This window comes from Longitalea arenae (assembly GCF_016924755.1).
Taxonomy (GTDB): Bacteria; Bacteroidota; Bacteroidia; order Chitinophagales; family Chitinophagaceae; genus Niastella; species Niastella arenae.
Map to the genome: position 1 here is coordinate 314,886 of NZ_JAFFJX010000005.1, position 16,463 is coordinate 331,348.

The 16,463-nt window shown below is 49.2% G+C and carries 10 protein-coding genes; all 10 read left to right on the forward strand.

The window, feature by feature from the left end:
- Positions 1 to 63 precede the first annotated feature (63 nt).
- Positions 64 to 3,369, forward strand: a complete 3,306-nt coding sequence (locus JT717_RS13950) for a SusC/RagA family TonB-linked outer membrane protein (RefSeq protein ID WP_205511093.1) — start codon at positions 64 to 66, stop codon at positions 3,367 to 3,369.
- Between the two features lie 64 nt (positions 3,370 to 3,433).
- Complete coding sequence (locus JT717_RS13955; protein ID WP_205511094.1) at positions 3,434 to 5,161, forward strand: RagB/SusD family nutrient uptake outer membrane protein; 1,728 nt, start codon at positions 3,434 to 3,436, stop codon at positions 5,159 to 5,161.
- 37 nt (positions 5,162 to 5,198) lie between these two features.
- Complete coding sequence (locus JT717_RS13960; RefSeq protein ID WP_205511095.1) at positions 5,199 to 8,072, forward strand: SusC/RagA family TonB-linked outer membrane protein; 2,874 nt, start codon at positions 5,199 to 5,201, stop codon at positions 8,070 to 8,072.
- Positions 8,073 to 8,082: 10 nt separating this feature from the next.
- On the forward strand, positions 8,083 to 9,771 hold the full coding sequence (locus JT717_RS13965; protein WP_205511096.1) for a RagB/SusD family nutrient uptake outer membrane protein: 1,689 nt from the start codon (positions 8,083 to 8,085) through the stop codon (positions 9,769 to 9,771).
- Positions 9,772 to 9,907: 136 nt separating this feature from the next.
- Positions 9,908 to 11,017, forward strand: a complete 1,110-nt coding sequence (locus tag JT717_RS13970; protein WP_205511097.1) for a DUF5013 domain-containing protein — start codon at positions 9,908 to 9,910, stop codon at positions 11,015 to 11,017.
- Between the two features lie 18 nt (positions 11,018 to 11,035).
- Complete coding sequence (locus JT717_RS13975) at positions 11,036 to 12,838, forward strand: family 43 glycosylhydrolase (RefSeq protein WP_205511098.1); 1,803 nt, start codon at positions 11,036 to 11,038, stop codon at positions 12,836 to 12,838.
- A gap of 202 nt (positions 12,839 to 13,040) precedes the next feature.
- On the forward strand, positions 13,041 to 13,325 hold the full coding sequence (locus JT717_RS13980) for a hypothetical protein (protein WP_205511099.1): 285 nt from the start codon (positions 13,041 to 13,043) through the stop codon (positions 13,323 to 13,325).
- 144 nt (positions 13,326 to 13,469) lie between these two features.
- Complete coding sequence (locus JT717_RS13985) at positions 13,470 to 13,733, forward strand: hypothetical protein (RefSeq protein WP_205511100.1); 264 nt, start codon at positions 13,470 to 13,472, stop codon at positions 13,731 to 13,733.
- Positions 13,734 to 14,847: 1,114 nt separating this feature from the next.
- Positions 14,848 to 15,123: an ArsR/SmtB family transcription factor gene (locus tag JT717_RS13990; RefSeq protein WP_240348083.1), complete on the forward strand. Its 276-nt coding sequence runs from the start codon at positions 14,848 to 14,850 to the stop codon at positions 15,121 to 15,123.
- A gap of 98 nt (positions 15,124 to 15,221) precedes the next feature.
- Positions 15,222 to 16,439 carry an MFS transporter gene (locus tag JT717_RS13995; RefSeq protein ID WP_205511102.1) on the forward strand — a complete coding sequence of 406 codons (1,218 nt, stop codon included), beginning with the start codon at positions 15,222 to 15,224 and terminating at the stop codon, positions 16,437 to 16,439.
- The last annotated feature ends 24 nt before the right edge of the window (positions 16,440 to 16,463 follow it).

A 16,463-nucleotide genomic window follows, 5' to 3' on the forward strand; every position in this document is an offset into this window, starting at 1 on the left:
CGTTGGTTGCAAATATGCACCGCTTTATGTTAACCAAAACGATGCTTTATTAAAAACTGCCATATGAGAAGGCGCAAACATTTTCCCCCCAGTCATTTTCTTGTTTTTCTATTCAGCGGCCTGTTATGTTTTACATCATTGCTAACGCACGCGCAGGACCCCGTGCGGGTGCAGGGCGTTATCAAGGGTAAAAAAGGCGAAGGCCTGCCGCATGCTACTATTACCATCGTTGAAAAAACACAATCCCAGGTAAGTGATAGCCTGGGCCGTTTCTCCATCGCCGTGCCTGCCGGTGCCACCTTACAATTTTCCTATGTTGGGTATTATACCCGGTCACAGAAAGTGACCGCTGGTGGCACACTCAATATTCAGCTGGCCGAAAATCCCAATTTCCAGATGAGCGATGTAGTGGTCGTAGGTTACGGTAAACAAAAATTACCCACGGTCACCGGGGCGGTGGGTGTTATTTCGGGCAAAGACCTTGTTCAAACCCCGGTGGCCAATATCACCAACATGCTTATTGGCCGTACGGCCGGCATCAGCGGCATCCAGGCTACGGGTGAACCGGGATTGAATACCACGTCTATCCGCATCAGGGGTATCGCCACCCTGAACGGGCAGGATCCGCTGATTGTGATCGACGGGGTGCAGCAGCCGGCCGAACAGCCTTTTGTTATCCTGAATGCCATGGATGCGAATGAGATCGAAAGCATCAGTATCTTAAAAGATGCGTCGGCCACGGCGGTATATGGCATCCGGGGCGCTAATGGCGTTATTATCGTCACTACCAAAAGAGGCCGGCTGAACAAACCCCAGTTCAGCTTTTCGGCAAACCAGGGATATACCAAAGCGGCCGCTTTATTTCAAACCCTCAATTCATACCAGTTTGCCTTATTGCGCAATGAAGCCATACGCAATGCGCAGGCTTCGGGCGACCGCAGTTTCGATAATATCCTGTTCACCGATGATGAATTATGGAAATTTGAACACAACCGCGATTATACGCCGGCGCAGGTAGATGCCATGAGCCACCTAAGTGCTGAACAAAAAGAGGCGTTGAAGAACAGTCCGGCCCTGTATTATACCAGCCATAATTATTATAAGGAGCAGTTTGGCGGCACAGGCCGGCAACAGCAATACAATCTGAATGTATCGGGCGGTACCGACCGGGTAAAGTACTTCACATCACTGGGCTATTTTCACCAGGAAGGTATTTTGTCCAACACCACGTATGGCGGCGCCAATAATAACCCTGTTTATAAACGGTATAATTTCCGCTCGAACTTCGACATCGATGTTACAAAGAATTTCCAGCTGAGTTTTAATATCGGCGGCCAGTCGGGCGTGAACCGCGTACCCGGCGCCGGTTCTTCATCAGGAGATTTTGCCAACCGTTACCAGGCGATCATCCAGAATATTCTGGAGAACAGTCCGTTCAGCGGCCCTGGTATTGTCGATGGCAAACTGGTGACCGGTTTCATCGGGCTCGGTGGTGATCCCACCAACCCATTGGGATTGAAAGGCGGCACCGGTTATACGCCGCTGGCCCAGTTATTGACAGCGGGCTGGCGCACCATGTACACGACCACACTCAATAGCGCGGTAACGCTTCGCCATACCATGGGTTATCTTACACCAGGGCTCGAAGCGCATGCCACCGTTGCCTATGACGACAGCTATACGAAAGGTTACTCGCAAACGAATCCCATTCCTCAGTACAGTGCGATGCGCGATCCCTCGAACCCGGCCAATATCATTTTTATTGGCGGACAGGTAAATCCAGCTTCCACGGCCGACAACCAGGGCAATGGTTCCTGGCGAAAATTGTATATAGAAGCCGCCGTCAACTACAGCCGCAGTTTTGGCGGGCACAACCTTGCTGGTTTGCTTCTCGGCAATGCACAGCGTTATATAGCCGCCAATGCAGGCGGGAACGCTCAGGCTTTCAACACACCGTCCGGTTTAATGGGATTGGTTGGCCGCGCCACCTATAATTTCAGGGAGCGCTACCTGGTGGAATTCAATATGGGAATAAACGGTACCGAGAACTTTGCACCATCGCAGCGCTTCGGTTATTTCCCGGCCGTTTCCGGTGGCTGGATAGTATCGAATGAGAAATTCTTCCCGCAAAACAAATGGGTCACCTGGGTAAAGTTCAGGGGCTCCTATGGTGAAGTAGGGAACGACCAGATCGGCGGCCGGCGTTACCTTTACCTGCCCAATACCTGGTCTACCAATGCGGGCGGTTACTGGTTTGGCAACAGCAACGGCTCTACCAGCAATCCATTTTTTGCCGGCGCTACCGAATCAACCTTAGGTAATCCCGAGGTTACCTGGGAGCGTGCCCGCAAAACAAACCTGTCGGCAGAACTCAAATTCATCAATAATAAATTATCGCTCGTTACTTCGCTGTTCCGGGAAAAACGGAATAATATCCTCGTAACATCAGGCATAATACCCGCTAACTACGGCGTTCCGCAAAGTTCAACACCTCCTTTGAACCTGGGCCGTGTAAGTAATAAGGGATTTGAGATTGAAGCTGGCTGGAACGATGACATTGGTAAGGTTTCATATTACATTAAAGGAAACTATTCATTTGCCCGCAATACGATCGAATACCAGGCAGAAGCGCCATTCCCGTATGAATGGATGAATGTGACCGGTTTTTCCATCGGGCAGTATAAAGGCCTTATAACTGATGGATTTTATAATACGCAACGTGAGTTGAACAACCGGCCCTTTAATAAATTCAGCGCCAATGCCCGCCTCGGCGACCTCAAATACCGCGACGTGACCGGGGATGGCATCATCGATGAAAAAGACCTGGTGCCTATCGGTTACAGCAATCTGCCACAGGTAGCGTATAATCTTACCGTGGGATTCTCTTATAAAGGATTCGATATTTCCGCCCTCTTCATTGGCACGGCCAAAGGGTCCTTTCCGCAATTTGGCTATATACTGAGTTCACCATTCGCCAAGAATGTAGGCGAGGTGCTGCAGTATGCCTATGATGGCCGCTGGACGGCCGAGAAATTGGCCAATGGCGAGAAGATCTCTTACCCGGCGATTTCTTTCAGCGGCGGCCAGGCGAACAATAATCCGTTAAGCAGTTTCTGGCTGAAGAATAACGACTTCAGGCGCCTGAAGAACTTGGAGATCGGTTACACCTTCCAGCAGCGGGCTGCATTATTGAAACGGGCGCATATCAGGGGCATTCGCCTTTATGTAAATGGAAATAACCTGCTCACCTGGGACCAGGAAATTCTGGAAGGTATCGATCCGGAACAGGCCGATGCCGGTAAAAACAGTATGGGTTACCTGTACCCGCTTACCCGCACCTTCAATGCCGGACTGAACATTCAATTCTAATTAACGAAACGATGTCACGGTTCAAAACCGCGGCACGGTTAACAAATAACCAAATGAAACTGCCATGCGAAATAAGATCCGCTTGTTAATAATACCGGCAATAACCATTGCCGTGAGCGCCTGTAAAAAAGAATTCTTACAGATGCCCATCTCGAACGCTACCACGGTAGATTCCGTGTTCACGACCACCGTAAAAGCGCAGGGCGCTATCGCCAATGCATACCGGAATGCGTTGGGGCAGGGCCTGCCCTGGAAGAACTGGTGGAATGCCATGCTGCAGGAAAACCTCTCCGGCGGCATGAACTACGGTTTTTCCTGGACGATGGCCAAGGACATTGTATTGAACGGCATGAGCGCCAGCGGTGTAAATGAAGATATGGACGGCTATGTCATGAATTTTCCGCCCATTCGCCAGGCCTACTTGGTTAAAGAGAATATCGACAAAGTGACCGATATGCCGGAAGGGGAGAAGGCCATTGTAAAGGCAGAAATGCAGGCGCTTATTGCTTACCGCTATGAGCAAATGTTCATTATGTACGGAGGCGTGCCCATTGTCAGCAGTAGTTTGAAAGCAACGGATTCACTGGCCATTCCCCGCAGTCCGCTGCAGCAGGTGCTCGACTCCGTTGTTTCCTGGTGCGACCAGGCGGCTGCTGTTCTTCCTTCAAAATGGCCTGATACCTGGACCGGCAGAATGACCAAAGCCGCAGCCCTGGCCATCAGGTCAAAAGCCCTCCTGCATGCAGCCCGGCCACTGTTCAATACCGGTACACCCTACCTCGACATGGGCGCTAACAATAACCTGATCTGTTTGGGGAATACTGATGCCAACCGCTGGACGGTTGCCGCCCAGGCTGCAGAAGCGTTGATCACAGAAGCAGAAACAAGCGGGGGCGCCTATATCATCAATACCGGTAATCCGCTCGATGATTACGGCACAGCTACATCGGTACCCTCGAATGCGGAGGTATTGCTGGCCTTTAAGTTCAAGAACGATGTCTTGTTCGATGCCGGCAACTGGAATAATTTACCCATGAACGCCTTTTACAATTGCCGGGTATGGGAGGCCCAGGGCAATGTGCTCACCACGAATCAACTCGAGAATTATTATAAAGCAGATGGATCCAATCAAAGCTGGCCGGATGCCGGCACCACGCTGCCTTTTTCCGACTATACCGCCAAAATGAACCAGATGGAAGCAAGGTTCAAATCCACTTTTCAACCCTGGGAAATGGATGCCTGGAACAATCCCGGAGATGCCAACTGGAGGAACAACAGCACCTTCGGGTCGGGACCCGGTTTTGGCTGTGCCCGCATTGTGAAGTTCTATGCAAAAGCGGGTGGCCGTGCCTGGTTCGAATTTCCCATCTTCCGGCTGGCAGCCGCCTATTTAACAGCGGCGGAAGCCTGGAATGAAGTGGGACAAACGCAAAAAGCGCTGGACCGCCTGAACAAGATCCGTCAACGGGCCGGATTGCCGATGGTGACGGAGACCGATCAAATCAGGTTGCGTGCGATCATTCAACGGGAATGGGCGGTCGAATGCTACGATGAAAATTACCGCCTGCACGATGTAAAACACTGGAAGCTGCCCAATATCGCCAATGGCATTCTCGGCGGACCGATCCGCGCCATGTCGTTTAACAATGGTGCGGCAGTAAAACTGACCGGTAATACCAATTATACCGATAAGGTGATTTATACCGCCCTCTGGGCGCCCAAACAATACCTGAATCCCTTTCCGCAGACGGAAGTGAATAAGGGATATCTCGTTCAGAACCCGGGTTACTGAGGCAACGAGGCAACACAACGATCACAAACATTGTAATATGAAAAAACGATTTCAATATATACTAACAGCCTGTTTGTCCTGGCAATCACTCCATGCACAGGAAGCAGGAAGGGCTAACAGTACAGATACTGCCATTATAGAGCTGCTACAAGCAGAGGTAGAACCTGGTCCGCTTTTACAGATAAGAAAAGAATATTCCCTGACGGGAACACCATCGGTAAGCGGTACTATTTTATACAGAACCCCGGTGCCCAATATCACCAATGCCCTGTATGGAAGGCTGCCGGGATTAACCGTAAAACAAGGCTCGGGTGAGCCGGGTTATGATGCCGCCGAACTATTGATCCGCGGCGTAGGCTCTTATGACAATACCAGCCTGGTGATCTATATCGACGGATTTCAAACTACCCTTTCTTATTTTAATTATCTGCCGGCATCGGAAATAGAAAGCATTTCGGTACTAAAGGATCCCGTTACCCTCGCCACCTTTGGCATGAAAGGCGCAAATGGCGTTTTATGGGTAATTACCAAAAGAGGGTTTGCAGGCCGCCGTAAGATCCAGGTGCAGATGGTGAATGGGATCCAGCAGCCACAACGGATAACGAAGCCTTACGGTTCTTACGATTATGCCCGTTTATATAACCAGGCCATCAGCAACGACAATTACGCATTGAATGGTTATCAATATAAATACACGCCCCAATATACCGAAGCCCAGCTCGATGAATACCGGAATGGCGGTGGCGTTAACGTCGACTGGTATGACCAGGTGCTGAAAAAGAATGGGCTTTATACCGACGCCAATGTGGTCTTCTCCGGTGGCGGCGCCGATACCAGGTATGCGCTCATCCTCGATTATATGCGCCAACGCGGCTTGTATGACGTGGCTACCAATGCCACCAGCTCCAATGCCCAGATCCAGCGTTTCAATATCCGTTCTAACCTCGACTTCAATTTCTTTAAGATCTTCGAAGCGAAAGTTGACCTGGGCGGCCGCATCGAAGACCGCCGCTATCCCAATTTTAACGGTCCGGCCTTATGGACCAACCTGGCGCGCTATCCATCGAATGTTTATCCCGTAATAGATGAAGCTACGGGCCGCTGGTCAGGCACTACCTTGTTCCCGCATAACCCGGTGGCTTCCCTGAACGGCCTGGGCTGGACCTCCACCCACGACCGCACCCTGCAAGCGAATTTCAACCTGAAGCAAAAACTTGATTTCATTACACCCGGTCTATACCTCAATGAAGGCGTCTCATTCAATACCTGGACCCGCACGGCCGCCAGCAAAACCGCAACCTATGCCCGCTTTTATAACGGTATTCAAACCACTACCGATAAACAAACAGATATCATCGCCAATGGCGCCACGCCTGTTGACCAGTTCGACTGGAAGCAGTATACGCTTACGACCGGCTATAACCGCACATTCGGTATACATGCTTTTGCCGGGGCGGTTCAATTCCTGCAAAGTAATTTTATGACCGATGCTGGTATCAATAATCCCGGACAGAACACCGGCAATAATATCTTTTACCATTTTTACAATGTAAACGGCCGTTTCCATTACACGTATAAGGAACGGTACCTGCTGGAACTGGCTTTTGGCAGCACGGGGTCCGACAACTACGCACCGGGCAGGCGCTGGGGCTTTTATCCGGCCCTGGCCGCCGGATGGATCCTGTCTAAAGAATCATTCCTGGCAAACAGTAAATGGGTGAATTACCTGAAGCTTCGGGCTGGCGCCGGATCATCTGCAAACGACTATTCGCGCCATGGCCGCTACCTGTACCAGCAGTATTTTGTTTCAAACGGCAGCTTTTACACCGGTAACAGCAGCCTGGCTGCGAATGGCGGCATTATACAGTCCTATGCCGCCAATCCCGACATTTTCGCAGAAAAGAGCATAAAATACAATGCAGGAATAGAAGCTACTTTGTTTAAAAAGCTGGCGCTTACCCTGGATCTCTTCCGCGATAACCGCTCCGATATAGTAACGCAGAATAACGACCTCATGGCCATGTATGGCGGCATCCTGCCTTATGTGAACCTTGGGAAAGTGACCAACCGGGGGATAGAAGCCAGTGCTTCTTTTAATGACCAGGCCGGTGCATTTGATTACACAGCTGGTTTTATGGTATCCTATGCCAGCAATAAGGTGAACTACCGCGCAGAAGTACCCGTCGTAAATGATTTCAATAAAACAACCGGTTTGCCGGTGAATGCACCCATGGGCCTCATAGCAGACGGGTTTTATGATATCACCGACTTCAATGCCGATGGAACCTTAAAGGCCGGTCTACCGGTACCTGTTTTTGGCGCCGTGCAACCCGGTGATCTCAAATATAAAGACCTGGATAATAACAAGCGGGTTGATCAGGCAGATATAACCAATATCGGCCATGCCGACTATCCCCGTATCACCTATGCCTTTAACCTGGGCCTGCGTTATAAAGGCTTTGATCTAAGCGCCCTGTTCCAGGGAGCAGCCAGCTATCACATTAATTTATTGAACAGCGCCTGGAACCAGACCGTAGCCTTTGTGAATAACACCACCGTATACCCCATGGCGGCGAATGCCTGGGCCTATTATCCTGATCAGGGCATTGATACCAGGGCGGTGGCCGATTATCCCCGCCTGACCACCAAAGCCAATGATAACAATTACCGGGCTTCTAGTTTCTGGATGAAAAGAGGCAATTTTTTACGCTTACGGAATGCGGAACTGGGTTACAATCTGCCTGCTGCTGCCTTGAAAAAATTACACCTTGATAAACTGCGGGTATATATCAGTGCGGTAAATGCCTTTACCTGGTCATACATCGGCGAACAGTATGACCTCGATCCTGAAACACCGGCCGGCTATCCCGGAATGAGATCGTTTAATGCCGGTATTTCCCTTACTTTTTAAAACAAGATGCATGAACTTACAACGAATCCATACGATCATCGGCGCCGGGATCCTGGCCACTGCGATAAGCGGGTGTGAAAAGAATTTTCTGGATACGAAAGTAGATACGCAGCAAACGGAACAGACCCTGAACAGCAATTATACCACCCTGGTTTCCCTGGCCAATGCGCCTTATAATTACGTGCGCAACGAATTCACCCTGCTCGACAGCAACCTGTTTGCAGCGGTATCGGATGAAGCGGTGCAAACCGCTGTGAATGCCAATGTGCGGTTTTTCAATAATGGCAGTTGGAGCGCTTATAATAATCCGGATACATACTTTGGAAATTATTACGCAGGCATAAGAGCGGCTAATTACTTTATTGAACGATCGGGTGATTACCGGGCTTTTTTAGCCCTGAACCGCGATACCGTCTCAGCATCGGGAAAAATTAATTATACCAACGATACCCTGAATATGGGTTGGTATGTGGCTGAAGCGCATATCCTGCGCGCTTATTATTACTTCGAATTATCGAAACGGTATGGCGGCGTACCGCTGGTAACACGAACCCTGTCGATAAGCGACGATACCAATTTGCCGCGGGCAGGCTATGATGAGATCATCGATTTTATAGTAAGTGAAGTGGATACCTATAAAAGCAGTCTGCAGCCCAACTGGAAAACCTCTTCGTTCACAAGCAACGATGGCCGCTTAACGCGGGGCGCGGCACTGGCATTGAAAGCCAGGGCTTTATTGTTTGCTGCCAGTCCGCTGCACAATAGTACCAATGATCTGGCCAAATGGCAAAAGGCGGCAGCAGCGCTGAATGACGTGATCGTATTTGCGCAGGGCGCAGGAGGCTATAACCTGCACAATGATTACCGCAATTATTTTCTGCAGAATAACACCCTCACCAGTAATGAAACCATCTGGGCCATTCGATACCCGGCCGGTAACTGGCTCGAAAGAAGCAATTATCCCATTGGCACGGCCGGTGGTTCCAGTGGATTAACGCCCACCCATAACCTGGTAGATGCCTATGAATACAAAGGAACGCCCGATCCGGCCAATCCCTATGCGAACCGCGACCCGCGCCTGGCATTCAGCATAGTCACGAATAACAGCAGCTGGAATGGCCGCACTATTGATCAGTCGCCGGGCGGAACAGATGATATGAAAAAAGCCAATACCAGCCGCACGGGCTATTATTTAAAAAAGTTCTTAAACGATGGAATGAACCTGGTGCAGGGAGGTACGCAGGTACACCATTGGCCGCTATTCAGGTATGGCGAGGTGTTGCTGGAGTATGCCGAAGCAATGAATGAAGCTTTCGGTCCGGATAACAATAACGGCTACATGTACACGGCCAGGCAGGCCCTGAACCTGGTGCGCAACCGTACGGGCGTAGGCATGCCGGCGGTAACTGTGGCCGGTGTACCCGCTTTCAGGCAGGCAGTGAAACAGGAGCGAAGGATCGAACTGGCTTTTGAAAATTACCGGTACTGGGATCTCTTGCGCTGGAAAGATGCAGTGGCTGTTTTGAACCAGCCTGTTAGCGGTGTATCGGTGACAAAAAATGCTTCCGGCCAGTTTGTGTATACGCCCTTTTTTGTAGAGAACCGGGTCTTTGATGGAAGCAAAATGTATTATTATCCATTTCCCCAGGCAGAAGTCTTGAAATCGAATGGCGTGCTGGAACAAAATGCCGGTTGGTAGTTCAGTAGGCAATTGGCAACCGGCAATTGGCAAGGATTGCCGGATGCAGCGCTTCAGGATCATCCGCATGTTTCCGGTTTGCCTCTTACCTCTTGTCTTTTGCAAATTGATCATTTTTCATCTGTAAAACTTATTTATGAAACATAAGCTGGTCAATCATATATTCATCATAGCGGTGTTTACCGGTATTTTAGTTACTTCCTGCGAAAAAGCAGCGTCGGAAAAAGACTATGGCTTGTCAAAGATCTATATGCCGCAGGCCATTTTTAAATCCGGGGGTACTACCAATAATTATCCCGTGCCATCGGGCAGCGATTCTTCCACTTATAATTACCTCGTTGATACCAAGGATAAAAAATTGAACATCATTCTCGGTGCTGCGCTTTCCGGCAGGAACAGCAGTGGATTCAGCGTTGACATTACAGTGAACAATGATACGGTGCAGCAATTGTTGGCTGCCAATATGCTCGATACCACATTGTACAAACTGATGCCGGCTACTATGTATACGCTTCCGGCTACTATGGAAGTGGAACCAGGGAACCTGTCCGGCACATTTTATTTGTCGGTAGATATTACCGCACTAAAACAGTCGCAGTATGCCGGTAAACTGCTCGTGCTGGCGGTACAGTTGGCCAATCCCAGCCGCTATGAATTGAACAGCGCCATCAGCACCACCCTTGTTATTATTGATGTGAATGCGCTGGTGATCGGTCCGGCGGTGAATGTAACCAGCAGGTATATCCTCAACCCGGGCAGTCCATTTATCGCCAGCGCCATGAATGGCAATCGCTGGGGAACTCTGAAGGACTGGAAAGTGAATGCGGCGGCGCTTAGCCATGGGGGGGTGGGCAGTTATTCTTTTGATGGTGATGGCGCCTGTATGGACCTGGAAAGCGGATGGGGCTCACCGCTTATTTCCAATGGTAAAATTTATCAAACGATCAATTTGCCGGCAGGTACCTATGCCTTTGATCCGTCGGGTGGCGCCTGGAAATGGCAGGGCACCAAAGATCCCGCTTATGTGGTAGTGGCGCCGGGGATCGACACCCTGCCTGACCATAACAATATTGTTAATAATCCCGCGGTTTTATACAGCAGGATCGCGCAGCCGCAGCCATTGGTGTACTTCGAGCTGAATGCAGCTGCCAGGGTCACCCTGGGAATAGTAGTAAATTATGTGCAGGACCAGCAGGGATTCAAATCAACCAAAGTAGTTCTGTTTAATTATCCGAAACATTTATAGCGAAAACAAAAAATGGTAATGAATAAGAAAGGTAAACACGTGATGTTCATGTTTAGTATTTGCCTGTTGTTGGCAGCAGGTGATAGCGCATTTTCCCAAGAGCATGTTCCCACGCCTGTGCACGGACCGTACAAAACCTTCAATCCCGGCCAGCTATGGTACGACGACAGGGGAGAAGGGATCAATGCGCATGGCGGCGGCTTGTTGTATGCCGGTAATACCTATTACTGGTTTGGTGAAAGGCGTGGCCGGCAGGGTACCAGCGGGGTGAATGTATATTCATCGCAGGACCTGTATAACTGGAAATATGAAGGGTTGGCGCTCGCCACCGACAGTACCGATAGCAGCAGTGATATAGTGCCCGGTTGTGTAATGGAGCGGCCAAAGGTCATCTACAATGCAAAAACAGGAAAGTATGTGATGTGGTTTCACCTCGAACTAAAAGGAAAAGGGTATAGCGCTGCGCGCGCCGGGGTAGCGGTGAGTGATAAGGTGACGGGTCCTTATAAATTCCTGCACAGCTTCCGGCCGAATGGCAATATGTCGCGGGATATGACCCTCTTCGTGGATGACGATGGTTCGGCCTGGCATATGTATTCCTCCAGAGAAAATTACGACCTGCGTTTAACCCGTTTAAGCGATGATTATTTACAACCCACTACAGCAGATAAATTATTGTTCAGTGCCCACCGCGAGGCGCCGGCTTTGTTTAAATACGAAAAAAACTATTACCTCATTACCAGTGGTTGTACGGGTTGGGCCCCCAACAAAGCCACTGTGCATACAGCGACTTCGTTATGGGGACCCTGGACAAAGATGGAGTATAACCCCATGGCCGGTGCGGGCGCCGACAGCACCTTTGGTGCGCAATCAACATTTATTCAACCGGTGGCCGGTAAAAAGGGTGCTTTTATCTTTATGGCCGACAAATGGAATCCGCACGATCTGCGGGATAGCCGTTACCTGTGGCTGCCACTGCAGATGCGCGATGGACGGCCTGTGGTGGAATGGGTGCCTGCCTGGGACCTACAATTGTTTGCGAAAGACAATCCCTATGCGAAAGAAGGTTATCAGTTGGTATGGGCCGATGAGTTCAACCGCGATGGGCAGCCTGATACAACCCACTGGCGCTATGAAGCCGGCTTCGTACGCAATGAAGAGCTGCAATGGTATCAGCCGCAGAATGCGGTTGTGAAGAACGGTCAGCTGATCATCGAAGCGCGAAACGAACAAAGACCCAATCCTGATTATACTCCCGGACATAAAGACTGGCGCAGAAACCGTCCTGCGATCAACTACACCTCGTCGTGTATACTTACAGCAGGCAAACACAGCTGGTTATATGGCCGCTTTGAAATGCGGGGGCGGATAGATGTTCGCAGCGGTATCTGGCCGGCCTGGTGGACCTTAGGTGTGCAGAAACCCTGGCCTGCCAATGGAGAAATAGATATTATGGAATACTACCGGGGACGCCTACTGGCCAATATCGCCTGCCTTGGACAGAACCGCCGGCCGGAATGGTACAGTAATACCTTTTCGGTGGATTCACTGGGCGGCGCTGCCTGGGCCAATGAATATCATGTATGGCGTATGGACTGGACCCCTGAAGATATTACCCTGTACGTGGACGATATCCTGTTGAACAAAGTAAAGCTCGATGCGCTGGCCAACAAGGATGGCAGCGGATTCAATCCATTTAAGCAACCACATTATATGCTGCTGAACCTGGCCATTGGCGGCGTGAATGGCGGCGACCCCACTAACACGGCTTTTCCGGCCCGGTTTGAAGTGGACTATGTGCGGGTTTATCAAAAAAAATAATGTCTGGTGTGGTATCTGCCAGCTGGTGGATACCACACCTAATCTATGCATTTCAGCCTGAATAATTTACCATGTTCTGAAAAAGTACAGATCATACTATCTTGTTTCGGTTGCTACTATAAAAAAATACAGGACGTACTTTCTTGATACACATCCATCCTTTTCTGCTTTAGTTTGAAACAATATTATTTTCTTTGATCACATGATCAAAGATCCGCGCTACAATATTGCCCGGCTTTTTATTGAGAAAGGAGAGATCACATCCCTCTCCCAGATCTTCGACTATATACCCAAGTCAGTAGTGAGCCATGAATTGAAGACGAACAATAACCGGTTTACCCGGCTTATCAATGATCCGCTGGAATTCAAATTAATAGAGCTATCTAAGATAGCAAGGGCAATAGGCATTGAGACCAAGGTGCTTGTGAATATGGTTTTACAGGATGAGCACAGGAAAACAAGATCGGGTAAGCGTTCGGGAAGGTAACGCTTCGTTTACGGGGCCATTGATTCATTTGAAACAAAAAAAATACAAAACGAAATATCGGTTTGCTCGAATGGAAGAATAAAAAGACGGATTGTTGATTTTTGATATTTAATCACTTATTCTTCTTTTATTTGAATAATGAGCATGGATAAACGATATGAAAGTATAAAGTTCATGATCGAGACCGGACATATAAAAGAATTCAAAGAAATATTCCACTACATTCCTAAAAGTTTACTCGGTAAACATCTTCGCACCAATAATCCTAGAATGACCCGCCTTGTTACTAACGTCGATGATCTCACCGTGCATGAGATCTTTTGCATCAGTACCTTATTTGATGTCGATTATCACAAGATCAATCATATCGTGTTTACGCAATACCTGAACGATAAAAAGGGCAGGTAAGATAACAGGTTATACCAACACATTATTTCGTTAAGGCGCTGTTTCATACCATGGGTTTTTCAGGAAGAGGGATTTTTCTGCCTGGTTAAGGCAGATGCCTGCGCCTCTTACCAGGAACCCGGAGGGGAATGAGATATCCCGGATCGCAGGGATGGCTTCACTTTTTACCATCCCAACCCCCCGAAGGGTAGCAATAACCCGTCGGCTCCCCGCCGGTCCTCAGCCCGCCGGCCCTCAATCCCGGTCCTCAGCCCGCCGGCCCTCAATCCCCGGTCCTCGCCCTCCGGGTCCCTAAAGGGGGAGTTGCTTCGCGGCCAGGTATTCGAGGCATTTTACATTCCAGCCTGGATTTTAGGCGGCACTATACAGTTCCATTTTTAGCTTTCGAGGCTTATTTCTGAAGGCATTACGAAGTTAGGGCTCTTGTTGTCTTCCTTATTCAACCAAGCTCACGTAGTCTTGGCATATTGTTACGACACCTAAAATGTAAAGCCTTATTAGTATAATTGTTACAACTGTAAAGTTCTCCTCAGTTTAACCCTCTCAAGTGTAAAGTTATTTTAGTACGAGACATACGAGACAGTGACAAAGTGGTGGCGGAGTGGTCAGGGAGTTGCCTGCGACTTCTCTGGGAGTTGCCTGCGACTTCTCTGGGAGTTGTCTAAGACTTGTCTAAGAGTTGCCTTGCGCACCAGGTGTCAAGAGCTATCCTAGAGCTATCTTAGAGGTATCTCAGAGCTATCTCAGTACTGTTGCACACCATGAGGCTACCAGTTTCGTACAATTCAGCTACCATTGCAAATACTGGTATACAGGGAAGTCAATAGCATGTGATTCAAACAGGTGAGCTTTCCTTTGCGTTATCGTGTTAAATGTACGACATTCAGCATTTGAGCTATCCTGATCCTCGTTTCCTTTTTTTATGCCTGGTTGCCTTTGGCCTATATGCCTCGTTGCCTTTATGCTTTCTCCCGATCCCCGTTGCCTCTGACCTATATGCCCTTTTGCCTTTCTTTGTGCCAAATGTTAAAAATCCCCCAGCTTTCAAAAAAAACATTGAAGTATTTCGATGTATCTATTTATATTTGTACCGGAATTCAAACAGGGAGATAGTATGGATAGTAAAAAAATTGAGAAGATTTCCCGCGCGATAAGCGATCCCAGCCGGATCCAGATCTTGCAGCAGTTCAGGAAAAAACGGGAATGTTTACACTGTTCAGAAATACATGATATGCTGGACCTTGCCCAGCCATCCATCTCACATCACCTGAAACAACTGGTAGATGCAGACATCCTGCTGCCCGAAAAAGAAGGCCGCAACCTGAAATACGTCCTGAATAAACCAGTGCTCGACGAGTACATCGCCTTTTTAAGCTCCCTGCAAGCGTAGACCTAACAGCAATTATTGAATGAATGATGGTAAGCCCTTACTGGCCCGCCGGGGAAAGCTATTGAATAATATATCGAAACATTTGAATGTTTAAATTTATGAAGAAGTCTATTTACATTATGGCATTAGGCGCTTTCGGCATTATCACTACCGAATTCGGCATTATCGGTATTATGCCTGCGATCGCCAAACACTTTAACGTTTCCATCGACACGGCCGGCTGGCTGTTAAGTGGGTTTGCATTGACCATTGCCCTGACCGGGCCTTTTGGCGTCTTGCTCACAGCCAGGTTTAACAGAAAATGGATGATGAGCCTGGTGCTGTTCACCTTCGTGTTGTCGAATATTTTGTCGGCAGTAGCGCCCAATTTTACGGTATTGATGATCGCCCGTATATTGCCCGCCTTCCTGCACCCGGTATTCTGGGCCGTGGCCACCGTGGCGGCTGCCAAACAGGTAGAAGCGAAAGATGCGCCAAAAGCGGTGTCCGTCGTGCTGGCGGGTTTAAGTGTAGCTACTGTACTCGGCGTGCCCATAACCACCTATGTAGCTGAATTGATCAACTGGCAGGCCTCTTTTGTGGTGTCGGGTGTCATTAACCTGATCGCCTTTGCAGCCCTGGCGGCATTTGTGCCTTCGATGCCGGTTACAGAAAAACAATCGATCAAAAGCCAGCTGGTCATTTTACGTAAAGGACAAATGTGGGTGAACCTGGTAGCAACGATGATCATGATCGCCGGCATTTTTGCCACCTACAGTTACCTGGCCGAATACCTGGGTAAGATCAGCCATATGAACGGCACCCAGATAAGCATCATGCTGTTGTTATTCGGCGCTACAGGTATTGCCGGTAACTGGGTTACCGGACTCGCATTGAGCCGGAACGTAATGTTAACTACCCGCTTCTTCTTATTATCGCTGATCGCCGTTCACATACTGGCCTATGTCTTTGGCGGCTTATTCATTCCCATGACGGCGATCGTGGGGATCTGGGGTTTTATTCACACCGGTGGTTTTTTGATCGGCCAGACACGCTCTACGTCAGAAGCGCCGGAAGCGCCTGAACTGGCGGCCAGTTTAATGGTGTCGTTCGGGAATGCAGGGGTAACCCTCGGCACTTTTCTCGGCGGCATTGTGATCACGCAATTTGGCGTTCACCAGGTGATCTGGATCAGCATCCTCTTATTACTGGTGTCGCTGGCCCTTACCTACGTTTTCGTTGGCAAAAGAAAGGAAGTGAGTGAACCGGCAGCATCGAAGGCCGAATCCTATCAGGAGGAAGAAGCCATTCCGGAAGAAAGTTTTCTCGGCGTATAAAGCAATAAAAGAAAAAGGGGTCCG